The organism is Arthrobacter flavus (assembly GCF_039526005.1).
Taxonomy (GTDB): domain Bacteria; phylum Actinomycetota; class Actinomycetes; order Actinomycetales; family Micrococcaceae; genus Arthrobacter_D; species Arthrobacter_D flavus.
In genome coordinates this window covers 197,113-221,320 of sequence record NZ_BAAAIJ010000059.1, presented here as the reverse complement: position 1 = coordinate 221,320, position 24,208 = coordinate 197,113, and the positions used below count along the sequence as shown (strand labels likewise).

The following is a 24,208-nucleotide window of genomic DNA, read 5'->3' as shown; positions in this document are numbered from 1 at the left end:
CTGCCAACACCGCGTGGGGAGGTTTAGGGTGAAGTGGTGAGTACCTTTGACGAGAGCGTCCAGCCCGGACTGCGTGGCCTTTTTCAGGACAGTGGTTCCCCCGACCAGCGGGTGACCGTCATGCTTGCCGCCTTCGAGGGGTGGAATGACGCTGGCGAGGCGGCCAGCGACGCCCTGAAATTCATGGGGAGATACTGGGGCAGCGAGAAGGTTGCCACCATCGATGCTGATGAGTTCTACGACTTCCAGTTCACCCGCCCGGTGGTGACCCGGAATGCCCAGGGGCAGCGCAAAATCAAGTGGCCCACCACCCGGATCAGCAAGGCCTCGGTCCCCGACACGAACGTGGACCTCATCCTGGTGCACGGCGTGGAACCGTCCTATAAGTGGCGTGCGTACACAGCGGAACTGATTGCCTCGGCCAAAGAACTCAATGTCGACTGCATCATCCTGGTGGGGGCGCTCCTCGCGGATGTGCCGCACACCCGGCCCATACCGGTCACGGTCACCTCGGATGATGATTTGATGCGCGAGAACCTCGACATTGAGCCGTCCACCTATGAGGGTCCCATCGGGATTGTTGGAGTGCTCAGTGAGGTGGGGTCGTTGGCCGACATTCCGACGCTGTCCCTGTGGGCGGCCGTACCGCACTATGTGGGGCAGTCACCCTCCCCCAAGGCGCAGCTTGCCCTGCTCAACCGGCTCGAAGAGATGCTGCATCTGTCACTGGACATGCACGTCCTGGTCGAGGAGTCGGAGGCGTGGGAGCGCGGTGTCGACGAGTTGGCTATCGAGGACCCCGAGGTCGCCGCTTATGTGCGGCAATTGGAAGAAGCCAAGGACACCGCAGACCTGCCCGAGGCGAGCGGGGAATCGATTGCCCGGGAGTTCGAGCGGTATCTGAAAAAGCGTCGCAAGGACTGAGCTGTTGTCAGGAGTGACTTGTCGTTGGCACTGAGCTGCTGCCCGGTCGAACAGGCCTGTCCTAGCGGGTCAACCTGACCCCGAGCAGCGCATCAAGCGCGTCGACGACGCGGGCGGCTCCGTCAGCTGTCCCGCCCGAGGTGGGCGCCTCCGCGGCCCAGCTGTCCACGGCAGCCACCCCTGCGGGGGCGTCGAGGTCATTGGACAGTGCCGCACGGAGTTCAGCGGTCAGCGCGGCGGCCGATTCCTCAGTGGCCGATCCCAGGGCAAGCCGCCAGCTGGACAGCTGGTCCTGGGCGCGGGGAATAAGCTTGTCGGTCCATGACCAGTCCGACCTGTAGTGGTGGTTGAGGATGGCCAGCCTGATCGCGGCCGGATCCACGCCGTCCCTGCGCAGGGACGACACCAGTACCAGGTTGCCGCGGGACTTGCTCATTTTCTCGCCGTCCAGGCCAACCATCCCGGCGTGCGAGTAATGCCTGGCCAATGGCGTGCCGGTTGCAGCTTCAGCGTGGGCTGCACTCATCTCGTGGTGGGGGAAAACCAGGTCAGAGCCGCCCGCCTGCACAGTGAACGGCAGGTCGAGGAACTTCTGGGCAATCACTGCGCATTCGATATGCCAGCCGGGCCGGCCCCGACCCAGGGTGTTACCGTCCCAGTCAGGTTCGCCCGCCCGTGCCACCCGCCACAGCAGGGGGTCCATCGGATGCTTCTTCCCGGGGCGTGCGGGGTCCCCACCGCGTTCGGCGAAGAGCCCCGTCATCTCATCCTGGCCGAGGTGGGACACGGCGCCCAGGAACCACGCCTCTGGCCCCGTGAGCGACGCTGACGCTGCGTCCACCGAGAAGTAAATGTCGCCGTCGGGCTCCGCCCCGTCGCCGGCAACCGGGTACGCGATACCGCGTTCCAGCAGCGATTCAATCACCGGGACAATCCACTCGATCGACTCGACCGCCCCGATGTAGTGGTCCGGGGGGATCACGTTGAGCTCGTACATGTCCTCGCGGAACAGATCCGTCTGTTGCGTGGCGAGATCAGTCCAGTCCACCCCGGTGGCGGCCGCGCGTTCCAGCAGCGGGTCGTCGATGTCGGTGACGTTCTGGACATAGTTCACGACGGCGCCCGAGTCGCGCCAGAGGCGGTTCAGGAGATCAAATGCCACATACGTCGCGGCGTGGCCCATATGGGTGGCGTCGTAGGGGGTGATCCCGCAGACGTAGAGGCCATGACGGGAGTCCGTCGGCAGCGCAACGAACTGCTGCTGCTTGGTGTCGTACAGGCCGATGTCGGCGCTTCCGCCGGGCAGGACAGGAATAGGTCGAGAGTTCCACGCAATCACCCTTCTACAATACGTTCCTTGCAGCGGTGACCGGACCAGGGATCCGCCCCAAACGTTCCGCTGACAGGGGAATCAGGGGTTGATGATGCCGAATCCGAGGAGCAGGAACAAGGCCAGGCCCAGCAGGATGCGGTACCAGACGAAGAGACCGTAGCTGCGGGTGGAGACGAACTTCAGAAACCAGCCAATGATGATGAAACCGACCACGAAGGCGATACCGGTGGCAAGAGCCGTCTCCCCCAGCCCGTAGGGCCCAGGTTCGCCGATGCTCTTGAACAACTGGAAGAAACCACTGGCGAACACCGCCGGAATGGCGAGCAGGAAAGAATAGCGTGCCGCGGCTTCGCGGTTGTACCCCATGAAGAGGCCCGCGGTGATGGTGCCGCCCGAGCGGGAGACGCCGGGAATGAGGGCCAGAGCCTGGGCGAAGCCGTAGAAAATGCCGTGGCGGTACGTCAGCTGGTCCAGGGACCGGTCCTGTTTCCCGACGGCGTCTGCCACCGCCAGGATGAGCCCGAACACGATCAACATGGTGGCGGTCAACCACATGCTGCGCAGGGTGCTCTCGATCTGGTCCTGGAAGAGCAGCCCCAGTACACCGATCGGAAGGCTGCCGAGGATCACGAGCCACCCCATCTTCACATCCGGGTCGCTGGTGGGTACTTTGCCGACGAGTGACCGACTCCAGGCGCGAATGATCCTGACAATGTCGCGCCAGAAAAACACCACCACTGCTGTTTCAGTGCCAAGTTGGGTGATCGCCGTGAAGGCGGCGCCCGGGTCCTGGGCGTTCGGGAGGAACTCGCCGACAATTCGGAGGTGGGCGCTTGAGGAGATGGGCAGGAATTCCGTCAGGCCCTGCACCAGGCCCAGGATGGCAGCTTCGATCCAATTCACAAGTAAGACCCTAGAGTATTCAGCCGTCAACCTCCGGTAGGCGACCGCCCTCGCCGAGGCTTTAGGCTTACCGTATGGAGTGGCAAAACGTGGGCAGCAGCGGTCTGACGGTATCCCGTGTGGGATTGGGCACTATGACCTGGGGTCAGGACGCGGACGAGGAGACGGCACGGGAACAGCTCCGGCTGTTCACCGAGGCTGGCGGCACCCTGGTGGGTACGGCCGCCCGCTACTCGGATGGGCGGGCGGAGGCGATCCTCGGGGACCTGATCGGCGATACCGTCGCCCGGTCCGAACTGGTCCTGGCCGTCCAGGGTGGGTCAGCACGCCACCACGGTGGGGTGCGGCGCGCTGACGGGTCCCGGAAGGGACTCCTCGATTCCCTTGATGCTTCCCTGGCCCGGCTGGGAACCGACCACGTGGACCTGTGGCTGGCACCGGCCCGCCTTGATGCCGTGCCGTTGGATGAGACCCTCGGGGCGCTGGAACTCGCCTACCGGACGGGGCGGGCACGCTACGTGGGCGTCTCCAACCATGCGGGCTGGGAATTAGCCCTCGCGTCGGCCACAGCCGGTTTCCCGTTGACGGCGCACGAGGCTGAATACTCGCTGCTGAACCGTACCGTGGAGCGGGAAGCGACTCCTGCTGCCCAGGCCCTCGGGGTAGGACTGGTGGCGTGGGCACCACTGGGTCGGGGGGTGCTGACTGGAAAGTACCGGGGTCAGACTCCGTCGGATTCGCGGGCGGCATCGGACCTGTGGGCGCCGTATGTGGAGCCGTATCTCGGGGGACGGCCACACCGGATCACCGAGGCGCTGGTCACCGCCGCCAAGGGCCTGGACCTCGCCCCGCTGGAAGTCGCGCTCCGGTGGGTACTGCACCGCCCCACGGTGGCCGCCGCGATGACGGGCGCGCGGACCAGCCACCAGCTCAAGGACGTTCTGTCAGCGGCGCAGAGCCCGCTTCCCCCGCAGATCTCCGCGGTACTCGACGAAGTGTCGGCCCAGTTCTAGGAGTCGTCGGACTCGTCGTCGTCACCGTCTTCATAAATGACCAGCGGCGTCACTTCCCCATGGGTGTCGTAGAGGACTTCCTCATAGGTGTCGAAGGCGTCGGCGATGGCCAGATAGGCGGCCTCAACCGCCGGATCCTCGTCCCCGCGCCGGGATGCGGCAGCGTTAAGATGCTCCTCAAGCGCCGAAACCAGGGTTTGGAGCGCGACACGCGGATCAATACTCATGGGTAGACGTTATCGGTAAAGTGGTCAAAATTGGAGGGAAATGCGAGAACAATTTCTGAACGCGACGACGGCGCCCCGGCGCGACGTCGAACGCCGGTACGAGTATCTGGTGCTGACCGTTAACGCAGGTGAGCCGGTAAATGCCGCCCGCCAGGCGCTCACCGAACACGCCGAGTACGGCAAATGGGAACTGGAACGCAGTTGCATCTACATCGGCGGCGGACGCCGGTACTGGATGCGGCGCAAGGTCCTCCGGGTGGAACGCACGGCGTAGGGCCGGAGGCCCTAACTGTCCTCCAGCGGACCCAGCCAGGCGGTCGCAACCGTACGGTGGGCCGACTCGCTGGACGACGGATGGTACTGGCCGGCAAGGACGTCGCGGTGGAGTCTGCCGATTTCGCTGGCGGCCTGGTAGCCGCGTCCGCCGGAAAGGTGCATCGCCACGTCGTTGACCTGTCGGGCCACGGTCGTGGCCCGCAGCTTCAGGCCCACCAGCTTGGCGAACCACTGGCTCCCATGATCGGCACCCGCGTCGAGGTCACGCGCCACCGAGCGTAGCTGGGCATCGAGTGAGTCGATGGCCATGGCGGCGTCCGCAATCTGCCAGCGCACCTCGGGCGTCTGCGAACGGGCCACGCCGTCGCGACCGGTGGTGCGCTGCCGGACCGAGTCGATGGCAAGGGTCAGCGACCGGTCGCCAATCCCCGTATACACCGCTGACAGCAGCGTCTCGAAGACCCCGAAGATGGCGAAGACGAGGGGGTCGGCGTTGGGGCCGACCGGGAGGTGCCGGAAGATCCGTTCGGCGGGGACGACGACGTCGTCCAGCCGGGTGGTGTGTGACTGGCTGGCCCGCATACCCATGGTGTTCCAGTCCTCGACCGTGTGGACCCCGGCGGTCCCCCGGGTCACGATTCCGTGCACCAGCTCCTCGGTGCCGTCGGACGCGGTGACCTTGCCGAAAATCCCGAGCCGCGTCCATGCGGGTGCCAGGCTGGTGAAGATCTTCGTTCCGGTGAACGAGTACCCGCCGTCGGCCTGTGGTGTGGCGGTGGTGAGGGAATCGAACAGGACAGCGTCGTTGCCCGGCTCGGACAACCCGAAGGCGTACAGCTCCCCCTGGGCGGCCTCCTGCAGGACAAAACCCAGGGAGTAGTCCCCCAGGCGTTGCAGCATCAGGGCCACCCCGGTCCAGACCAGGTGCATGTTGATGGCCAGGGCGGTGGCGGGTGCCGCGGACGCCAGCCGCCGTTGACACGCGGCAACCGCTGCGACGCCCAACCCCCGGCCGCCGTCGGCTACGGGTGTCATCAACGCAAGATAGCCGATGGCTGTGAGGTCGGCCAGATCCGCGTGGAAGAACTCGTTCCGTGCGTCGTAGCCGGCGGCCCGCTCCCGGAACGTGTCCAGGAGGCGGTCGGGAAGGATGTCCTCGGGGGTGTCCATAGGGTGACCTAGTAGGTGGTGAGCAGGCGGTGGAGCACCTTGGAACCAAACTTGAGCGACTCGGTGGGCACCCGCTCGTCGACGCCGTGGAACATGCCGGTGAAGTCCAGCTCGTCGGGCAGTTGCAGCGGGGCGAACCCGTAGCCGGTGATGCCGAGACGGCTCAGCGACTTGTTGTCGGTGCCACCGGACAACGTGTACGGCAGGACCTTCGCGCCGGGGTCCTGGCTATGCAAGGCGTCGATCATGGAGTCCACCAGGTTGCCGGCGAACGGCACTTCAAGCGACACGTCCTTGTGGTCGTAGGTGACGTCGACGCCGTCGCCCGCGAGCTCCTTGATGGTGGCGAGGACCTGTTCCTCCTGGCCGGGCAGGGTGCGCACGTCGATCAGGGCTTCGGCGGTGCCCGGTATGACGTTGTGCTTGTAGCCACTCTTGAGCATTGTGGGGTTGGAGGTGTTCTGCAGGGTGGCTCCGACGAAGCGGGCCACGGTGCCGAGTTCGGCGAGGAGCGTCTCGGGGTTGTCCGGATCGAACTCGACGCCGGTGAGTTCGGTCACGCCGTCAAGGAACTGGCGGGTGGTGGGGGTGAGCTCGATGGGCCACTGGTACTCCCCCACCCTCGTGACGGCACGGGCCAGTCGCGTGACGGCGTTGTCCGTGTTGATCTGCGAGCCGTGACCGGCGCGGCCGTGGGCCACCAAGCGGAGCCACGAGATACCCTTTTCCGCAGTCTGCAGGAGGTAGGTGCGCTGACCGCCGATGTTCGCTGAGAAGCCGCCAACCTCGGAGATGGCTTCGGTGGCTCCCTCGAAGAGCCCCGGCTGGGTGTCGACCAGCCAGGATGCCCCGTATTTGCCGCCGGCTTCCTCGTCGGCGAAGAAGCCGAAGATCAGATCGCGCTTGGGCTGGATTTTCTCGCGCTGCATACTGCGGAGGACCGAGAGAATCATGGCGTCCATGTCTTTCATGTCCACTGCGCCGCGGCCCCAGATCAGGCCATCCTTTTCCTCGCCGCTGAACGGATCGACTGTCCAGTCCTCTTTCTGGGCCGGGACGACGTCGAGGTGGCCATGCACCACCAGTGCGGGCAGGGAGGGATCAGAGCCCGGCATCCGGGCGATCACCGAGGCGCGGCCCGGTTCGGACTCGAAAATCTGGGTGCCCAGGCCCACTTCCTCAATCAGGCCCGCCGTGTACTCAGCGGCCGCTCGTTCGCCGGGTCCCACATTGTCACCGTAGTTGGAGGTGTCGATGCGGATGAGTTCCTGGCAGATGCGGACAACTTCGTCTTCGGGCAAGATGTTCATCGTGTGGGCCTCCTGGTGGCGAATGAGCTGTGTCACCAGCCTAACCACTTTGTCTGGAGGGTCCCGCGAGCAGCGGATTAAACTCTTGGGCCTTGATCGTGTTAGAGTTTTTTTCGCTGCTTCCGAGGTTTAGAGCTACGGAAAACATCACCTGCGCGGGTGGCGGAATGGCAGACGCGCTAGCTTGAGGTGCTAGTCCTCTAACGAGGGTGGGGGTTCAAGTCCCCCTCCGCGCACAGTAAAAAAACCCCGGATTTCCGGGGTTTTTTTATGCCCAAAAGACCGGCAAGCGCACGCAAGCACTACCATCGACCGTTACTCTCACCTGTTGCCGGAGGGCGTTTCAGACACTGCCGTGGTGATGAACCGAGCTTTCGTCTGATCACCGGAGGTAGCCCGATCACTAATCAAACCCGCCCCGATGAGCTAGTTGATAAGAACCGATCGGCAGCGTTAGCGGGGGGCTGGTTGGGGCTGGTCCCAGCTAGGCCGGACGATGAGGCGGAGCCGAGACAGAACCGAGGCAGAGCGAAGCGGTGAAAGTACATGGCGGGTCATACCGTTTTCCATGCGCTGATAGTGCGACCGTGCGTTACTGGCTGTCTTGGTAGTCCAAAGCGGTGACCGCGAAGATGTATTCGATGCCTTCGGTCGCGTCAGCCCGTGCGTTGAATCCCAGGAAATACCCGGGTTCAGGCACTGAGACCTTAATTTGTTGTGGGGCGCCGCAACTGAAGTTCTGCAGCACACCCCCACTATCAACGGGATGGTAGGTAAAAGTGACATCCTTCGTGCCACGACACTGGAGGTGGGCAGTGTACTCACCAACAGGAAGCTCGGTGCCCTCCCACCCGATCCGGTTGAGCGTCTCGGCATCGCCTTCGCCTCGCTCAACGCTATCCCTTCAGGTGAAGCAGTCATCAGTCAGACGTGCCCGCGGAATCCCTGGGCGCCTCGACCATGTACATGTCTGCAGCGGTCCATCTCAATGTCTACAAACCCACAGTCACAACGGCATTCGATGCCCTACCCGCTTATTCAGGCGGGTCATGCAGCTGGTCCATGGTGGCGCCGCTTAGGACGGGCAAAGCATCCGTCAAATAATGACCACAGCGTTGATGTTGCCCGAGGATTTCGCCGTCGCCGGATTCATTCTCCAGAGCGCCAGGGAATAGCGTTGGGGCTGCCTAGGGCTGCGAGCTATCTAGGGCGATCCCTTGCTGTTCCGGCTCCCGGAGCGGCCTCGTGAAATAGACAGCGGCAAGGGACGCGACCGGTAGTAGTAGTAGCATCCACCAGATTGCCGCCACACGTGCGTCGGCCAAAGACACCCCCATGACCAGGCTGAATGCTGCTACCGGTCCGGCCGCACCGCCGAAGGCCGCCGCCGCGGCACGAAGCTTAGGGGCTTTGGCTGCAGCCAGGGCGTGCAGTCCGATGGCCGGCGCAGCTGCCGAAGCTGCCACCACCAGGCCGATGAAGAACCCGGACACTGGCGCCCAGATGGAAGCTGTGACTGCCAGCGGAGACGGGTTGAGCCACCCCGCTACAGCGAAGGTGAGCACAATTACGGCTCCTATGACTCCGCCGGCGAGCACCATCTTAAAGAACGCACCTGACAGTGGAGTCGTGTTTTCCCTCATCATCTGACCCTACGTTGCTGGTCGCAGCGGCGATAGAGCCCGGGAGACGGTTGCCGGCCCTGAACTGGTCACATGGCTGGGCGCTGCGCCCCGCTGCCGCACACCAGAGGGTATGACCGAGAGACGCACAGCGACCTCCGTGGGGTTCATGAATTCAGTCTGTAGCGGCGACTCTGGCATCGCGTCATCCTTCTGTCACCGCGGGTGTCATCAAGGCGGACGCAGGACTGCTCAAGCCAGGCTAGGAGCGGATCGCTCCATCATCTGAGGGCGCTTCATCGTACCGACGACCTTCCGCGTTCGGGCCGAGAATCAGCAGAAAAAGCAGCACCAGCTGACCAACAACCGGTATTGCGATCGTCAACAGTAGCCACCCACTTTCGTTGGCGTCATGAAGTCGACGGACACCCAGGGCAATGCTTGGGATGGCTGTGACCACTACCCAGAGCAGGAATAACGCGTACCCGATGGCAACAACTTGTTCGGCAGTGAGGTGCCCGAGTGATGGATAAACACGGCCGCCAGAGGTCATCAATATGTTCAGGAGGCTGCACACAATTCCTGAGACGAGAACCCACCACCAAAATTCGCTGCGGCTGGCCCGCCCCGATGTCGTGGCGTACTTTTTGAAGAAGCGCTGCACTGCAACCCTTGGTGATGCGCCGTAGTGCGGCAGAGACAGCGGCGGGTCGGGCACAGCTAGGGCCGGAGTAGGTGCAGTCATTTGTTCCCCCAGGAAGTGATGCAATCGGTGGGTCCACTCTACGGCTGTGGGCGACTCCCCCGCCGCGGGCCAGGTGATTCACCAGGGCCCACGACCATCCAGGGGCGACCTTCAACCTAGTCGGCGGTCGGACGCTGCCGGTTGCGTTTCGTGGCCGACCGCTGTTGCTTTGCGGCAAGGTGTCGCCGGGTGGAGCCGCGAGTGGGTCTGGTCGGACGCCGAGGTTTCGCGTCGGGAGCCAGTCCCACGCTGACCAGATCGGCGAGTTTGCGCAGTGCCGTGTCGCGGTTGCGCAACTGGGAACGCTGCTCGGAGGCGGCGACGGTGACCGTTCCGGCAACGATGTTGCGGCTGAGCCGATGCAGGAGCATGGCGCGTTGCTCGTCGGAGAGGACCGTCGAGTCCGCGATGTTCCAGAACAACTCGACCCGGCTGTCGGAGGTATTCACGTGCTGCCCGCCCGGCCCGGAGGACCTGGAAAAGCGCCAGCCGAGTTCACGCTCGGGAATGACGAGCTCCGCTGACACTTCAAGGTCCATTGCGGCACATTCCTAAAATAGTGGCCAGGGTACCGCCGACATCTGTCCGCTCGGCGCCGGAAAGCGTCCGTCCGCGCGCAGCTTGTCGCAGCGTGCGGCCAGCGAAGCGATCTCCTCCGCGCTGAGCAGGTCCGCCAGGGCGCGCCCAAGATCACCGGTCAGCCCCACACTGACCCGGTCAACACCGTCGAGCTCATTCGCGGTCAGGGGGTCGCCCAGCCATCCCCACAGCACCGTGCGCAGCTTGTGGTCGCTGTGGAAAGTGAGCCCATGGTCGACCCCGTGCCGGTGCCCGTCGCCCATCGCGAGGATGTGGTCACCTTTGCGATCGGCGTTGTTGACGACGACGTCGAACACGGCCATCCGCCGCAAGGCGGGGCTGTCCTCGTGCAGGAGGGCGACCATCCGACCGTTTTCGTCCTGACCCTCCAGCACCTGTTTCCAGCCCGTCTCGGGCACCAGGTGGGAAGGGATGAGGTCCACGGGGTTCTGCTCCGGGTCCTGCTCTTGCCAGAGTTGCACCATACCTTCGCCCAGTGGGCCCTCACGCAGCCAGGTGAAGGGTACGACGTTCCAACCGAACGACTGGGAGACCAGGTAGGCGGCGACCTCCCGGTGTGCGAGGGTTCCGCTGGGAAAATCCCAAAGCGGATGCTCCCCCGCGATGGGTTTGTAGACGACCGCCTCGGTGCCGATATTGCCCAGGAAGGTGGCGTTCGACGCCGTCGTGATGCGGCCGGTGAGCGTCAGCTCGGCTGTCGCCAGATCAGGCGTGGACATCAGGCGTTGGGAAGGGTGCAGGTATGCCCATCGATGTCGACCGGCTCCCCGCACAGCGGACAGGTGGGGCGACCGGCGTCGACAATCTCCCGGGTGCGTTTCGCGAATGCGCGGGCGGTACCAACCGGCATTCGCACCAGCAGCATTTCGGACACCTCAACGCCTTCCGCACCGATCGACCCATCAACGGGGTCGTCGTCGTCTTCAGTGTCAATCTCGGTGATCGGGTAGGCCTCGATGACGAGCTGAACTGTCGATGGGTCCCAACCGAGGGTCAGGGCACCGGTGCGGAACTGCTCCTCCACTGGTTCGAGCTGATCATTGTCGACCAGTTCAATGGGAGTGCTCGAGGGAATGCTGAACGGATTGCCCTCCAGGGTGATGAGCTGGTCAAGAATCTCGTCGATCTTCTCGGCGAGCTGGGCCGACTGCTGCTTTTCCAGGGCGATACTGACGATCTGCGTCCCGGCACGTACCTGGAGATAGAACGTGCGGGACCCCGGAGCCCCGATAGTTCCGACAACAACTCGATCAGGCCAGGTGAACTCATGAACTTTAGTAGGCATACAGCTATTTTAGGTGATTGAGCTTCGTGGAGGCTGCTGCCCCGCGCCGCCGCCGACCGGTGCGTCAGCCGCGTGGATCGTTGTCGACAACCAAGACAGATCACCGGCATCGGTGTTGGTGGCATAGACGCTCGGCCGGCTTGTGCCGTACCGCACAATCGATACGGAGGCTGGCCCAACATTGATGCGCTGGAACAGGTCCAGGTGCATGCCGAGTGCGTCAGCGAGGACCGACTTGATAATGTCACCGTGGCTCACCGCCACCCACACGGCACCTGCCCCGTGCTCGGCTTCGAAAGCCGCATCGTGGCGCCGAATCGCTGCCACGGACCGAGCCTGCATTCCTGCCATGGACTCGCCGCCGGGAAAGGTCACCGCGGACGGCTGGGCTTGCACAACGGTCCACAGGTCCTCGGCCGCAAGATCGCTGAGGGTGCGTCCCTGCCAGTCGCCGTAGTCGCACTCGGTCAAATCGGGGTCGATGGGCGTGAGCGGGGTGCCTAATTGACGATCGAGGATGAACTGGGCGGTCTGCCGACACCGCTCGAGTGGGCTGGACACCACGCCGACCACTGGGACGGCCGCCAGGCGGTCACCCGTCAGGGCTGCCTGGTCACGTCCGACCTGGTCCAGGCTGACGCCGGCGGTCCGCCCGGCTAGTAGCCCGGTAGCATTCGCTGTGGTGCGGCCGTGCCGCACGAGGATAACTGTGGCCATGTCTTTAGCGTAACGAACGCAGTGGTGCATTCCGCGCCCAGGAACGGCCGTCCGGCACAGCCTTGCCGGTTCCTCCCGGCGGTTCTGTGCCGGAGGGCAGCTTTTGCGGGACGGTAAGGGTGCAGCGGGCCCGACTATGACCCGGGCGATTGCGCTACTCGGGGTCGTCCCTGCTACCTTGTCCCTTGACAATTGGGGAACTTAACCTGCATCCCACACGCTGTTAGCGTAAGCCGCCACTTTCCGCTGGCGCTCCCTGTACTCTGATTGATCACACAACTGAAGGAGAAGCACCGCCCGCATGGCAACTGACTACGACGAACCACGCGTCAGGCCCGAAGACCAGCCTGTCAATGAATCGCTTGAGGCGATTCAGGCTCAGCGCAGCGCCACCACCCAGTCGTCCACGATCGACACCGATGAAAGCGATACCGCTGAGGGCTTCGATCTTCCAGGTGCCGTCCTCGAAGAAGAACTCCTTATCTCGGTGATCCCCGAACGGGAAGACGAATTCACCTGCATGTCCTGCTTCCTGGTGAAGCACCGCACCCAGCTCGCACGCGAAAAGAACGGCAACAAGTTCTGCGCCGAGTGTGAGGGTTAGCCGACAGAGAAGCGGCCGATAGGCTCAGAACCGCCGCCTGCACCCGACAAACCTTGCTGCGGGGGCCGTTTCTGGGTGAAGCCGGAAACGGAATGCCGAGAAGCCAGCTTCTTCGCCTGGGTTTAGGCGGGGGGCAGGCTTTCGGCGATCCGCTGAATTCCGAGGAGGGTCTCCTCGAACGACGTCGACAACGGCGAAAGTCCCAGCCGGATACCTGAGGGATTCCGGTAGTCCGGAATGACCCCTTTTGCCCACAGCTCGGGGATCAGGTCCTTGAAGGCCGGGTGGTCAATGGTGATGTGGCTACCGCGCTGATCCGGGTCGCGTGGAGAGGTGACGACGACGCCGTGCTCTCCCATCAGTGCGTCCACCGCTTCCACCGCAAACGAGGTCAGCAACACCGATTTGGCCCGGACCGCGTCCATGCCCACCTCCGCGATCAGCTCGAGCATGTCCTGCATGGCCAGCATCCCGATGATCGGCGGCGTGCCCGAGATGATCCGCCTGATCCCCGCGGCGGGTTCGAAGTCCGACCCCATGCCGAAAGGGTCGGCGCTGCCGAGCCACCCCTGGATAGGCTGCTGAAAATCCTCCAGATGCCGCTGAGCTACATAAGCCCAGGCGGGAGCGCCGGGACCGCCGTTGAGGTACTTGTAGCTGCACCCCGTCGCGTAGTCCACATTCCATTGGTCGAGCTCGGCGGGCACCGAGCCCACTGAGTGGCTCAGATCCCACAGGACCAGTGCGCCGGCGTCGTGCACCACCTCGGTGATGGCGGGGACGTCGGCCAGATGCCCCGAGCGGTACGCCACGTGGCTGAGCACCACCAACGCTGTTTGTGGGCCCACGGCTGCCGCGACGTCGGCGGCGGTGGCCCCGCCGTCGTACTGGAGTTCCACCCAGCGCAGCTGGAGTCCACGCTCGGCGGCGATGCCCTCCATGATGAAACGGTCAGTCGGAAAATTGTCCCGGTCAATGACGATCTCGGTGCGTTCTGGCCGTGCGGCAACCGCCGCGCGGGCAAGCTTGTACAGCAACACACTGGTCGAATCGGCGACCGTACACTGGCCTGCCGCGGCGCCGAGCGCCACCCGTCCGATCAGGTCACCAACCTGCTCCGGCAGGTCCAGCCAGCCTTCATCCCAGCCCCGGATCAGCCGGCCGGCCCACTGCTCGCGGACAAACGACTCAAGCCGACCCAGCGTGTCGGTCAGCGGCCGTCCCAAGGAGTTGCCGTCCAGATAGGCAACAATGTCGGGATCGTCATGACCTTCGAACCTGGACCGGTAACTGGACAGGGGGTCCGCAGCATCGAGGGTGCGGGCACGGGTAAGCAGGGGTACATTCTCGCTCATCATCACAGTTTAGGCCCGAACGACAGACGCCCAACGCCAGCTGCCCTCCCGCCTGTGGGCGGGAAGGCAGCCGGTGCCGCAGGGCGGGACCTGCTCGGCTAGTCCGTCAGGGCCAGCGGGGCGAGAGTACCCGTAAAGTGCTCGCGTGCGCGACGGGGATTCCAGGCCGCGATCTCGGTTCCTCGCCAGAGACCGGCTTCCCGATGCGTCGAGATGGCCAGAGCTACCCGGGCGGGCAGCAGCACCGGTGACCGGAAGTCGATGCTCCAGGCGAAGGATTCCACCCCGGCCGGTTTACTCTCCTGAACCATGCGCGACGCGAGATACATGCCGTGAGCGATCGTCCGCTTCATCCCGAGTGCCTTGGCCGCCAAGGCGTTGAGGTGGATCGGGTTGTAATCCCCCGACACCGCCGCATAGCTGCGCCCGGTGCTCCCCGGGAGGTCCCACAGCGTGGTGAGCTGGGGTGGGATGAAGGTGGTCCGCTCCTCTTTGGGTGCGACAGCTGGCCCCGCCAGCCGCGACCCTTTCGCCAGATAGGTGGAGCGGCCGGTCCATACGGCTTCGTTTGCCACGGTCACCTCCGTGACCAGATCCACCTGGGCGCCGGATGGGTGGGGGCGCAGGTCCTCAGCCCAGGCGGAAACGTCGAGTTTCTCACTGAAGTGAATCGCCCTCCGGTGCTCAACCGAATTTCGGAGGTGGATCATTCCGAGCAGCGGCAGCGGGAAATCCGTCCGTGCCATGACGCTCATGGCCACCGGGAACGCAATGGTGTGGACGAACCCAGAAGGCAGCAGGTCGTGGGCAGGCGCCCCGATGAGGTGCTGGAACCTGGTCAGGTCGGCAACCGACGCCTGAACCCCCGCCACGCTATGGTGCACGGTTGGCAATTCTGGGATGCCTGAGGTCGTGGCCGACCGCCCGCGGACCCACGGCAGTGGAACACTGCTGATCAAGGCGCTGCGGTACAGCGACGGCAGTCCCGGAAGCGAGTCCAGGACCAGCTCACTCACGCGCCCACCAGGGACTGTCCACACACGCGGAGCACCTGTCCGTTGACGCCAGCAGCGCCCGGCGACGCGAGAAAGGCAATGGTCTCAGCCACATCGATGGGCAGTCCGCCCTGCTGCAGGCTGCTCAGGCGACGCGCCACTTCACGGGTGGCGAAGGGCATCTTGGCTGTCATCTCGGTTTCGATAAATCCGGGCGCGACGGCGTTGATCGTGCGATCGGTGCCGTCCAGAACCACGCCGGTGCTGCGTACCATGCCGATCACGCCGGCCTTGGATGCAGCGTAGTTGGACTGACCACGGTTGCCTGCGATGCCGCTGGTGGAAGCGAGGCAGACAATCCGGCCGGTTGCAGCAAACACCTCGGAGGCAAGCAACGCTTCGTTGACGCGCAACTGCGACTCAAGATTCACTGCCAGTACCGAGTCCCACCGGGCGGCGTCCATATTCGCGAGCAGCTTGTCGCGGGTGATTCCCGCGTTGTGCACCAGCAGGTCCAGCGAACCGTACCGTTGCTGCACATGCTCGAGTATCCTCGCCCCAGCGTCAGCAGTGGTGATGTCCAGTTGCAGGGCGGTCCCGCCAATCCGGTTGGCCACTGTGGCGAGCTGCTCTCCTGCAGCCGGCACGTCCACGACGACCACCCGCGCCCCGTCGCGACTCAGCACCGCAGCGATTTCGGCGCCGATCCCGCGGGCAGCACCGGTCACGACGGCGGTCTGGCCGGTCAGCGGGCGTTCCTCGTCCTGCCTGCTGTCCTGTCCGCTGGTGTGGACGGTGATGAACTGCCCACTCACGAAGGCGCTTTTACCGGACAACAGGAACCTGAGGGCACCGCTGGCGGCCTGCACTGGAGCACCGTCGCGGAGCAGAATGCCGTTTGCGGTGGCACCGGCACGCAGTTCCCGGCCGACCGACCTGACAATCCCGTCGATTCCCTGCCGGGCTGCCGCCTCGGCGGGGTCGGTGGTTTCCTGCACCGGGCGGGAGACCGTGACGATCCGGCCGCCACGCGCAAGCTGGCGCACCGCCTGACCGAGTTCCAGGATGGGGGCACCGAGGTCACCGGGTGCCGTGACGTTTTCCAGCACGACAACGACGGCGCCGAGCTTCTCACCGGGCCGGGCATGACGGCGGACATCCAGGTTCCATCCGAGCAATTCGCAGGCGAGCGAATCCGCCCCAGCTCCAGCTCCGAGCACCAGCAGCGGGCCGGGGACCAGGGCTGCGCCCTGATGGTGCCGACGGAGCACCGCCGGGCGTGGCAGCCCCAGTTTCTTCGCAAGCTTTCCGGCAGGACCGGAGTTGACCAGGTTCAGATAGTTGTCAGTCACTGTTCGCGTGCCTCCAGAATGGCGACGACGCCCATGCCGCCCGCGGCGCACACGGAGATCAGTCCCCTACCCGATCCCTTCTCGGCCAGTGCCTTGGCGAGCGACGCAACGATCCGGCCACCGGTCGCGGCGAAGGGATGGCCCGCAGCCAGCGATGAGCCATTGACGTTGAGTTTGCTGCGGTCGACGGTGCCGAGGGCGCCGTCGAGTCCGAGCGTGTTCCGGCAGAAGTCTTCGTTCTCCCATGCTGCGAGGGAACTGAGCACTGTGCCGGCGAAAGCTTCGTGGATTTCGAAGAAGTCAAAATCATCGAAGGTCAGCCCGTTACGCCGCAACATCCGGGGCATCGCGTAAACCGGTGCCATGAGGAGGCCTTCGGCGCCGTGCACGAAGTCCACTGCTGCAGCCTCGGCGTCCACCACGTTGGCGAGCATGGGCAGGTTGTGCTGGCGGGCGAACTCTTCGGACCCGAGCAGGACCGTCGCCGCACCGTCGGTCAAAGGGGTGGAGTTGCCAGCCGTCATCGTGGCCCCGGCTGCGCCCTTTCCGAAGACAGGCTTCAGCTTGGCCAGTTTCTCCAGCGAGGTATCGGCCCGGAGATTGGCGTCACGGGTGACGCCGCGGTACGGGGTGACCAGGTCGGAAAAGAATCCCCGGTCGTAGGCTGCGGCGAGGTTGTGGTGGCTGTTCAGCGCCAACTGGTCCTGTGCCTCGCGGGTGATCTCCCACTTGGCGGTGGTGATGGCCTGATGCTCGCCCATGGACAGGCCGGTGCGCGGCTCGCCGGTCGTCGGGGCATTGGGTGCGAGGTCCCGGGGCCGGAGGCGGCTGAGGACTGAGAGCTTCTGAGGGGTGGTCTTCGCGCGGGACAGATCAAGGAGGACACGACGTAGCCCTTCGCTGACGGCAATCGGCGCATCGGAGGCTGAGTCAACACCGCCAGCAATGCCTGATTCGATCTGCCCGAGCTTGATTTTGTTGGCCAGGCCGATGACGGTCTCAAGCCCGGTGGCGCAGGCTTGCTGCACATCGTAGGCGGGGGTGTCGGCGGCCAGGGCTGAGCCCAGTACTGCTTCTCGGGTGAGGTTGAAGTCGCGCGAGTGCTTCAGGACGGCTCCGGCGGCAACTTCACCGATCCGCTCCCCCTGCAGGCCGAACCGTGCCACGAGGCCGTCAAGTGCGGCGGTCAGCATGTCCTTGTTGGAGGAATACGCGTAGGGCCCGCCGGAACGCGCGAAGGGGATCCGGTTCCCGCCAATGACGACCGCGTTACGGACGGAGGTGGAGGGCTGCGTGCTGCGCTGCCCTGATGACTGGTCGACCATGCTGTGATTCTCCTTCGCCAAAACGGTGAGTTACCGATACTCAGCGTACCTGATACGCTGAGTATCGTGAACAAGCAGGCCCTCGCGCCAAGACCAGCAGCACGTCCCGCCGCGGCAGCCGGCGATGGTCGCTCGAGTCGATGGCAGGCCCACCGGGACAAACGGCGTCGTGCACTGGTGAAAACCGCCCGTCGCGCAGTGCATTCGCTCGGCTACAGCGCATCCATGGAAGACATCGCTACGGCCGCTGGCACGTCCAAATCCGTGTACTACCGCTATTTCGGTGATAAGGCCGGACTGCAGCAGGCCATGGGCGAGGTGGTTATCGCCCAGATGCAGGACAAGGTGCTCGATGCGGCACGGCAGGCGGCCTCACCGCGCGAGGGGCTCCACGCGATGGTGTCGGCGTACCTGCAGATGGCCCAGACGTCACCGAATGTGTATGCCTTTGTCACCCGCCTGGGCGCCGCGGACGCTCTCACCAATCCTGCTGACCCCCAGACGTCCGAGTTGCTGAGTCACTTCTTCGAGGCGGTCACGACCATGCTCGCCAGCCCGATGAAACCGTTCCTCTCGTCTGACCCACGGGCCAGGCAGTTCGGCGGCCCGGCGCTGACTCTCTGGCCGCAGGCAGCGATCGGCATGGTCCGTGCTGCTGGCGAGTTGTGGCTCGCCACTCCCGACGGCCCCACCAAGCCCACCGAGGCCGAGCTCAGCGAGCAACTCACCACCTGGCTCTTCGAGGGCATCGCCAACCACGTTCCAACACCCACTAGCACCATTTCAGTTCTGGAGGACACCCCATGACACAGACAGCCACGCGATCCGAGCTCAAAGTTCCCGCCACCGCGGCCATCCACGACGACGACCGCGCCGTCGTCGACGTCGAAGCGCTGGGCGAGTTGCTGCTGGGCCGGTGGGCAGCCACCCGCCGGGTTGCGCGCGAGCTGGCGGGTCGCCCGGAAGTCCACCGAATCGAGGGGCAGTCCCACGCAGACCAGCGGAGCCGCTGCTTTGATCAACTGCACTACCTGGTGGAGAACAAGGCTGTGCACCGGGCGTTTCCTGCTGAACTTGGCGGTGAAGACGATCACGGAGCCAATATTGCGGGCTTCGAGGAGCTGGTTGTCGCTGACCCATCGTTGCAGATCAAGGCGGGGGTGCAGTGGGGCCTCTTCGGCAGCGCGGTGCTTCACTTGGGCACGGAGGACCATCACCGGGCGTGGATTCCGGGCATCATGAACATGGACATCCCGGGTTGTTTCGCGATGACCGAAACCGGACACGGGTCAGATGTGGCCAGTATCGCCACCACCGCGGTTTACCAGCCTGAAACTGACGAATTCGAGCTTCACACCCCGTTCAGGGCGGCCTGGAAGGACTACATCGGCAACGCAGCGATCGACGGCCGGGCCGCAGTCCTGTTTGCACAACTCATCACGGGCGGGGTGAACCATGGGGTTCACGGGTTCTACGTTGAGCTGCGCGATGCTGATGGGAACTTCAGGCCGGGAATCGGTGGCGAAGACGACGGGCTGAAGGGCGGACTCAACGGCATCGACAACGGTCGGCTCCACTTCACCAAGGTGCGGATCCCCCGCACCAACCTCCTCAACCGCTACGGCAACGTCGACAGTGAAGGCGTGTACACCTCGCCGATTGCCTCCCCGGGGCGTCGCTTCTTCACCATGCTCGGCACGCTGGTGCAGGGCCGCGTCTCACTGGACGGAGCGGCGGTGGCTGTCACCAAGCTGGCGCTGAAGACCGCTGTGCAGTATTCAGTGGAGCGGCGGCAGTTCAACGCGGGGTCGGACCTCAAGGAAGAGGTGCTCCTCGACTACCAGCAGCACCAGCGCAGGCTTCTCCCCCTGATTGCCGCCACCTATGCGGCGTCATTCGCCCATGAGGAACTGCTGGCGAAGTTCGACGACGTCTTCTCCGGCGCCCACGACACTGACGAAGATCGTCAGGATCTCGAAACCCTCGCAGCCGCCCTCAAGCCGTTGTCGACCTGGCATGCCCTCGACACGCTGCAGGAATGCCGCGAGGCCTGTGGTGGGGCAGGGTTCCTGACCGAGAACAGGTTTACCTCCCTGCGAGCGGACATGGATGTCTACGCCACGTTTGAGGGGGACAACAACGTTCTGCTTCAGCTGGTGGCCAAGCGGCTCCTCGCGGACTACGCCAAGGAGTTCAGCGGCGTCGACTTCGGCGTGCTCGCACGCTACGTGGTCACGCAGCGTGCTGAGAAGACCCTGCACCGTTCGGGGCTGCGGCGCGTAGTGCAGACCGTCGTCGACGGCGGATCCGAGCGGAAATCCGCAATTGCGCTCCGGGATGAGCACACCCAGCACGAGTTGCTATCCGACCGGGTCGAGGCCATGGTCGCTGAACTGGCCGGCGAGCTACGCGGGGTCCGGAAGCTGTCACAGGAGGCCGCCGCTGAGAAGTTCAATGAACATCAGCACGAACTGATCGAGACGGCCAAGGCACACGCGGAACTGCTGCAGTGGGAGGCGTTCACCGCTGCAGTTCACCAGGTCGATGACGCGGGAACCAAACAGGTGCTCACCTGGGTGCGGGACCTGTTTGGGCTGTGCCTGATTGAGCGCAACCTCGCCTGGTATCTGATGAACGGACGGCTTTCCACCCAGCGGGCCCGGACGCTCTCGCCGTACATCAACCGGCTCCTTGCGAAGATCCGGCCCCACGCCGTCGATCTTGTTGACGCCTTTGGATACGGCCCTGAACATCTGCGGTCAGCGATTGCCACCGGCGCGGAGAAGGAACGCCAGGACGAGGCGATGGCCTATGCGCGGCAGCAGCGGGCCAGCGGAACGTTCCCCATCGACGAGAAAACGGTGCTGGCCCGCACAGCGAAGGCTAAAGCAAAGCGCTAAGGACGCGCCTACACCTGACGCGGGTCGTCATCCTCGTTCTCTTCATCGACGGGGGTGGTGACCCGCCCTTCGTCGAGCGCTGGGTTCTCCGCAGACTCATCCATCACTGCCTCGTCGACCTCCGTCTCATTCAACTGGGGAACATTCGCCTCATCGGGCGACGGCGCCGAAGCTGCCGAGTCCGGCGAATCGGGTGAGTCCGGTGAGTCCGGCGAATCGGGTGAGTCCGGTGACACTGGGCTGGGGTGTTCGGTCACTGATGAGTCCTCCGTGATTGATGGTGGTACGCCGCCCTACACTGGACGGTGTCTGGAACTATTGGGTTGCCGGTGTGCTCAGGTCCGGTGGATCACTGAACGGTAGACCTCCAGGGTGGACTCAGCGATCGAGTCCCAGGAGAAATGCTCTTCTGCACGACGGCGGCCCGCCCCACCCATCCGGCGGGCCCGGTCCGGGTCTGCAACCAGGGCGTTGACGGCGGCCGCAAAGTCGGCGACGAACCGTTCCGGATCCAAGGGAATACCTGTACCGTCGGTCACCTGGTCCAGCGGGACCAGGGTGCCGGTCACGCCGTCGTCGACCACCTCCGGGATGCCTCCGGTGGCGCTGGCTACGACTGCCGCGCCGCACGCCATCGCCTCAAGGTTCACGATGCCGAGGGGCTCGTAGATAGAGGGGCAGGCGAAGACGGTGGCTGTGCTCAGAACCTGGATGAGCTCGTTCCGGGGCAACATGCGTTCGATCAGCACCACCGATCCGCGCTTGGCTTCCAATTCGGCAATCAACTGGGCGGTTTCTGCTGCCAGCTCGGGAGTGTCGGCGGCACCGAGGCAGAGCACCAGCTGCACACCGGGCTCCAGCAGCGCTGCTGCACGGAGGAGGTAGGGAACGCCTTTCTGACGCGTGTTCCGTCCCACGAACACCACGCTGGGTCGGTCTGGGTCGATGCCGAGTCTCCGGACGGCGTCGTGGTTGGCATCCCGTTCCCAGAGGCTCACGTCGATGCCGTTGTGCACGACCTGCACCTTGTCGGGGTCAACATCGGGGTAGCTGCGCAGGATATCCGCGCGCATCCCATGCGAGACGGCGATGACCGCTGCGGCGGCCTCATAGGAGGTCCGTTCGGCCCACGACGACAGCGCGTAGCCGCCGCCGAGCTGTTCAGCCTTCCACGGGCGCAGCGGCTCTAGGCTGTGGGCACTGAGGACATGCGGCACTCCGTACAGGAGGGACGCTAGATGCCCCGCCATGTTCGCGTACCAGGTGTGGGAGTGCACCACATCCGCGCCCGCCAGCCCGTCCAGCATGGCCAGGTCGGTGCCGAAGGTCTGCACCGCTGCGTTCGAACGGTTCAACTCGGCCGGGGGCCGATAGGTGCTCACGGTCGCTCCGTGATAATCGGGGCTCCGCTCCGCGCCGAAGCAATGAACCCGCAAATCAACTTGGCTGGCCAGCACTCGGCTCAGCTCAGCAACGTGCACTCCGGCGCCGCCGTAGATCTCGGGTGGGAACTCTTTTGTCACAATGTCTATACGCACGTTTCCAAACGTAGTGCAGCGCGGCCATCTCATCTAGTGTGATTCACTCAAGAGGTAATAACTCAATGAAGAGCAACAGTAGGGCAGGGGGCCATTCGTGGCATTGAAAAAAGTACTGGCGATCGTCCTAGCCGGGGGCGAAGGAAAACGACTCATGCCGCTCACGGCCGATCGTGCGAAGCCTGCAGTGCCGTTTGGTGGCATCTACCGGCTGATCGATTTCGCTCTCTCGAACCTCGTCAACTCGGGGTACCTGGAAATTGTGGTGCTTACCCAGTACAAGTCCCACAGCCTGGACCGCCACATTTCCGAGACTTGGCGCATGTCGACCCAGCTGCAGCAGTATGTGGCGTCAGTCCCGGCGCAGCAACGGCGGGGGAAAAGCTGGTTTCTGGGCAGTGCCAACGCCATCTACCAATCCCTCAACCTGATCCACGATGCCAACCCTGACATTGTGGTGGTAATCGGGGCCGACCACGTTTACCGGATGGACTTCGAGCAGATGGTTGCTGCTCACATTGCCAGCGGTGCGTCGGCCAGTGTCGCGGCGGTCCGGCAGCCAATGAATCTGGTTGACCAGTTCGGCGTCATCCAGACCGACGGCTCAGGCCGGATTTCCGGGTTCGTCGAGAAGCCGGAAAGCACACCCGGGTTGCCCGACGACCCGAATAGCTTTCTGGCATCAATGGGTAACTATGTGTTCACTGCTGATGCTCTGGTCGCGGCACTCGAAGAAGATGCTGCCCGGCTGAACACCAAGCACGACATGGGTGGCGACATCATTCCGTATTTCGTCGAACGAGGGGACGCAGCAGTCTATGACTTCACCTCCAACGACATTGCCGGCTCCATGGACAGGGACCGTCAGTACTGGCGCGACGTCGGAACGCTCGACTCGTACTACGACGCCAACATGGACCTGATCTCTCCGCTGCCACTGTTCAATCTGTACAACCTGGAATGGCCGATCTACACGCGGCAAAGTGTCTCTCCCCCGGCCAAGTTTGTCCGCAGCGCGTCGGGCGGCTCCGGTGTGGCCCACGACTCGATCGTCTCGAACGGTTCGGTGGTCTCCGGCGGCCAGGTGCAGGGGTCCATCCTTGCCACCGATGTGTTTGTTGACGAAGGTGCATCTGTGTCGGGATCGGTCCTGATGGACAAGGTGTCCATCGGTCCGGGAGCTATTGTCCGGCGGGCGATCATCGACAAGAACGTCAGAGTGCCGGCCGGTGCAAGGATCGGGGTTGACCGCGAACTGGACCTGAGCCGCGGGTACACCGTGACGGAGTCCGGGCTGACCATCCTTAGCAAGGGGCAGGTAGTTCTTCCGGGCTAGGTAAATCGTTGCCGACCCCGGGTTGGGTCCTGCTGGCGCGCTTCGTCCGCCCTGCCCTGACTCCTGACTCCTGACTCCTGACTAATTCGTGTCCTACCTCTGCCCTCCGGGGCGGGTGGTCGCTCTTTTTAGAAGGGTGGTGGGTCGGGGTTGGTGGTGTAGGTTTTGCCGGTGAGTGAGGTGGCGGTGAGGGTGCCGGGTTCGGGTTGTTGGTAGTGCCAGTAGCCGTCGGTTTTGAGTTTGTGGTGTTTGCGGCAGAGTGCTGCGAGGTTGTCGTAGCTGGTGGTCCCGCCCTGGTGCCAGGGGATGGTGTGGTCGAGGTCGCAGGCCGGGGCTGGCCGGTTGCAGCCGGGGTGTCGGCACGTTTTATCTCTGACGAGTATGGTCCGTCGGAGACTTTCCGGGACCGTATACCGGTCCCGGCCGACGCTCAGGACAGCACCGGTCTCGGGGTGGGTGAGGATCCGGGTGAATCCTTTGGCGTGGGCGGCGAGGTTCCGGGCGGTGTCCGGGTCGATCGGCCCGTACCCGGCGAGGTCTGCTGGTGCGTCGCCGCCGAGCAGGGTCATCACGGGTACGGTCACGAACACCACCGGGTGCACCCCCAGCACTGCCGCCAAATCCACCCCACCAGCACCACTGGATACACCCCCACCGCCAGCGGTCCCTAGAACGCCG

Annotated in this window: 26 protein-coding genes and 1 tRNA gene; 8 read left to right on the top strand and 19 right to left on the bottom strand. The window is 64.3% G+C overall.

Annotated features, from left to right (window positions below):
- The first annotated feature begins 69 nt into the window (after window positions 1–69).
- The gene (locus tag ABD059_RS16040; RefSeq protein WP_343882167.1) at window positions 70–924 is read left to right on the top strand and encodes a PAC2 family protein; all 855 of its coding nucleotides are present in this window, start codon (window positions 70–72) and stop codon (window positions 922–924) included.
- A gap of 61 nt (window positions 925–985) precedes the next feature.
- Here ABD059_RS16040 and mshC read toward each other — a convergent pair whose 3' ends face one another.
- Together mshC and ABD059_RS16030 are read right to left on the bottom strand one after the other, a co-directional pair.
- Complete coding sequence (gene mshC / locus ABD059_RS16035) at window positions 986–2,263, bottom strand: cysteine--1-D-myo-inosityl 2-amino-2-deoxy-alpha-D-glucopyranoside ligase (protein WP_343881858.1); 1,278 nt, start codon at window positions 2,261–2,263, stop codon at window positions 986–988.
- A gap of 72 nt (window positions 2,264–2,335) precedes the next feature.
- Window positions 2,336–3,160, bottom strand: coding sequence for an undecaprenyl-diphosphate phosphatase (locus ABD059_RS16030; protein WP_343881856.1), 825 nt, complete (start codon window positions 3,158–3,160; stop codon window positions 2,336–2,338).
- Window positions 3,161–3,234: 74 nt separating this feature from the next.
- On the opposite strand from ABD059_RS16030, the gene ABD059_RS16025 reads away from it, so the two are divergent.
- A complete protein-coding gene (locus ABD059_RS16025) occupies window positions 3,235–4,173 on the top strand; it encodes an aldo/keto reductase (RefSeq protein WP_343881855.1) in 939 nt (312 codons plus the stop codon).
- Here the strand turns inward: ABD059_RS16025 and ABD059_RS16020 are convergent.
- Window positions 4,170–4,400, bottom strand: a complete 231-nt coding sequence (locus tag ABD059_RS16020; protein WP_343881853.1) for a hypothetical protein — start codon at window positions 4,398–4,400, stop codon at window positions 4,170–4,172. The genes ABD059_RS16025 and ABD059_RS16020 overlap by 4 nt on opposite strands.
- A gap of 40 nt (window positions 4,401–4,440) precedes the next feature.
- On the opposite strand from ABD059_RS16020, the gene ABD059_RS16015 reads away from it, so the two are divergent.
- Window positions 4,441–4,674, top strand: a complete 234-nt coding sequence (locus tag ABD059_RS16015) for a DUF5703 family protein (protein WP_019482699.1) — start codon at window positions 4,441–4,443, stop codon at window positions 4,672–4,674.
- An 11-nt stretch (window positions 4,675–4,685) separates the two neighbouring features.
- Here the strand turns inward: ABD059_RS16015 and ABD059_RS16010 are convergent, their stop codons facing one another.
- Window positions 4,686–5,846, bottom strand: a complete 1,161-nt coding sequence (locus ABD059_RS16010; protein ID WP_343881851.1) for an acyl-CoA dehydrogenase family protein — start codon at window positions 5,844–5,846, stop codon at window positions 4,686–4,688.
- 8 nt (window positions 5,847–5,854) lie between these two features.
- Complete coding sequence (locus ABD059_RS16005; RefSeq protein ID WP_343882165.1) at window positions 5,855–7,156, bottom strand: M20/M25/M40 family metallo-hydrolase; 1,302 nt, start codon at window positions 7,154–7,156, stop codon at window positions 5,855–5,857.
- 153 nt (window positions 7,157–7,309) lie between these two features.
- On the opposite strand from ABD059_RS16005, the gene ABD059_RS16000 reads away from it, so the two are divergent.
- Window positions 7,310–7,392, top strand: a tRNA-Leu gene (locus ABD059_RS16000).
- A 356-nt stretch (window positions 7,393–7,748) separates the two neighbouring features.
- Here ABD059_RS16000 and ABD059_RS15995 read toward each other — a convergent pair.
- The 7 genes from ABD059_RS15995 to ABD059_RS15965 all read right to left on the bottom strand — a co-directional run bounded on the left by ABD059_RS15995 (window position 7,749) and on the right by ABD059_RS15965 (window position 12,125).
- Window positions 7,749–7,904 carry a hypothetical protein gene (locus ABD059_RS15995; protein WP_343881849.1) on the bottom strand — a complete coding sequence of 52 codons (156 nt, stop codon included), beginning with the start codon at window positions 7,902–7,904 and terminating at the stop codon, window positions 7,749–7,751.
- 439 nt (window positions 7,905–8,343) lie between these two features.
- Window positions 8,344–8,799 carry a hypothetical protein gene (locus ABD059_RS15990; RefSeq protein ID WP_343881847.1) on the bottom strand — a complete coding sequence of 152 codons (456 nt, stop codon included), beginning with the start codon at window positions 8,797–8,799 and terminating at the stop codon, window positions 8,344–8,346.
- A 241-nt stretch (window positions 8,800–9,040) separates the two neighbouring features.
- A complete protein-coding gene (locus ABD059_RS15985; RefSeq protein ID WP_343881845.1) occupies window positions 9,041–9,523 on the bottom strand; it encodes a DUF805 domain-containing protein in 483 nt (160 codons plus the stop codon).
- A 116-nt stretch (window positions 9,524–9,639) separates the two neighbouring features.
- Window positions 9,640–10,062, bottom strand: coding sequence for an alternative ribosome rescue aminoacyl-tRNA hydrolase ArfB (arfB, locus tag ABD059_RS15980; RefSeq protein ID WP_343881843.1), 423 nt, complete (start codon window positions 10,060–10,062; stop codon window positions 9,640–9,642).
- A 12-nt stretch (window positions 10,063–10,074) separates the two neighbouring features.
- The gene (locus tag ABD059_RS15975; RefSeq protein WP_343881841.1) at window positions 10,075–10,842 is read right to left on the bottom strand and encodes an SCO1664 family protein; all 768 of its coding nucleotides are present in this window, start codon (window positions 10,840–10,842) and stop codon (window positions 10,075–10,077) included.
- Window positions 10,842–11,408, bottom strand: coding sequence for a DUF3090 domain-containing protein (locus ABD059_RS15970; protein ID WP_343881839.1), 567 nt, complete (start codon window positions 11,406–11,408; stop codon window positions 10,842–10,844). The genes ABD059_RS15975 and ABD059_RS15970 overlap by 1 nt, the downstream gene beginning before the upstream one ends.
- A gap of 9 nt (window positions 11,409–11,417) precedes the next feature.
- Window positions 11,418–12,125: a histidine phosphatase family protein gene (locus tag ABD059_RS15965; RefSeq protein ID WP_343881837.1), complete on the bottom strand. Its 708-nt coding sequence runs from the start codon at window positions 12,123–12,125 to the stop codon at window positions 11,418–11,420.
- Between the two features lie 301 nt (window positions 12,126–12,426).
- Between ABD059_RS15965 and ABD059_RS15960 the strand changes: the two genes are divergently transcribed.
- On the top strand, window positions 12,427–12,729 hold the full coding sequence (locus ABD059_RS15960) for a DUF4193 domain-containing protein (RefSeq protein WP_343881835.1): 303 nt from the start codon (window positions 12,427–12,429) through the stop codon (window positions 12,727–12,729).
- 122 nt (window positions 12,730–12,851) lie between these two features.
- On the opposite strand, the gene kynU is transcribed toward ABD059_RS15960, so the two are convergent.
- From kynU to ABD059_RS15940, 4 genes are all read right to left on the bottom strand, one after another.
- Window positions 12,852–14,084: a kynureninase gene (gene kynU / locus ABD059_RS15955; protein WP_343881833.1), complete on the bottom strand. Its 1,233-nt coding sequence runs from the start codon at window positions 14,082–14,084 to the stop codon at window positions 12,852–12,854.
- Between the two features lie 98 nt (window positions 14,085–14,182).
- Window positions 14,183–15,100, bottom strand: coding sequence for a MaoC family dehydratase (locus ABD059_RS15950; RefSeq protein WP_343881831.1), 918 nt, complete (start codon window positions 15,098–15,100; stop codon window positions 14,183–14,185).
- Window positions 15,097–16,431 (bottom strand): 3-oxoacyl-ACP reductase, encoded by a 1,335-nt coding sequence (locus tag ABD059_RS15945; protein ID WP_343881829.1) that lies wholly within the window; start codon window positions 16,429–16,431, stop codon window positions 15,097–15,099. The genes ABD059_RS15950 and ABD059_RS15945 overlap by 4 nt, the downstream gene beginning before the upstream one ends.
- Window positions 16,428–17,756 carry an acetyl-CoA C-acetyltransferase gene (locus ABD059_RS15940; RefSeq protein WP_343881827.1) on the bottom strand — a complete coding sequence of 443 codons (1,329 nt, stop codon included), beginning with the start codon at window positions 17,754–17,756 and terminating at the stop codon, window positions 16,428–16,430. Before ABD059_RS15940 ends, ABD059_RS15945 begins: the two co-directional genes overlap by 4 nt.
- A 66-nt stretch (window positions 17,757–17,822) precedes the next feature.
- Here ABD059_RS15940 and ABD059_RS15935 point away from each other — a divergent pair, with 66 nt between their 5' ends.
- Both ABD059_RS15935 and ABD059_RS15930 read left to right on the top strand, forming a co-directional pair.
- Complete coding sequence (locus tag ABD059_RS15935) at window positions 17,823–18,563, top strand: TetR/AcrR family transcriptional regulator (RefSeq protein WP_343881825.1); 741 nt, start codon at window positions 17,823–17,825, stop codon at window positions 18,561–18,563.
- The gene (locus ABD059_RS15930) at window positions 18,560–20,656 is read left to right on the top strand and encodes an acyl-CoA dehydrogenase family protein (RefSeq protein WP_343881823.1); all 2,097 of its coding nucleotides are present in this window, start codon (window positions 18,560–18,562) and stop codon (window positions 20,654–20,656) included. The genes ABD059_RS15935 and ABD059_RS15930 overlap by 4 nt, the downstream gene beginning before the upstream one ends.
- A gap of 8 nt (window positions 20,657–20,664) precedes the next feature.
- Here the strand turns inward: ABD059_RS15930 and ABD059_RS15925 are convergent, their stop codons facing one another.
- Window positions 20,665–20,913: a hypothetical protein gene (locus ABD059_RS15925; protein WP_343881821.1), complete on the bottom strand. Its 249-nt coding sequence runs from the start codon at window positions 20,911–20,913 to the stop codon at window positions 20,665–20,667.
- Between the two features lie 78 nt (window positions 20,914–20,991).
- The gene (gene glgA, locus ABD059_RS15920) at window positions 20,992–22,194 is read right to left on the bottom strand and encodes a glycogen synthase (protein ID WP_343881819.1); all 1,203 of its coding nucleotides are present in this window, start codon (window positions 22,192–22,194) and stop codon (window positions 20,992–20,994) included.
- A gap of 97 nt (window positions 22,195–22,291) precedes the next feature.
- Between glgA and glgC the strand changes: the two genes are divergently transcribed.
- Window positions 22,292–23,530: a glucose-1-phosphate adenylyltransferase gene (gene glgC, locus ABD059_RS15915; RefSeq protein ID WP_343881817.1), complete on the top strand. Its 1,239-nt coding sequence runs from the start codon at window positions 22,292–22,294 to the stop codon at window positions 23,528–23,530.
- A 128-nt stretch (window positions 23,531–23,658) separates the two neighbouring features.
- On the opposite strand, the gene ABD059_RS15910 is transcribed toward glgC, so the two are convergent.
- On the bottom strand, window positions 23,659–24,208 hold a 550-nt coding region (locus ABD059_RS15910; protein WP_343881815.1), incomplete at its 5' end, for an HNH endonuclease.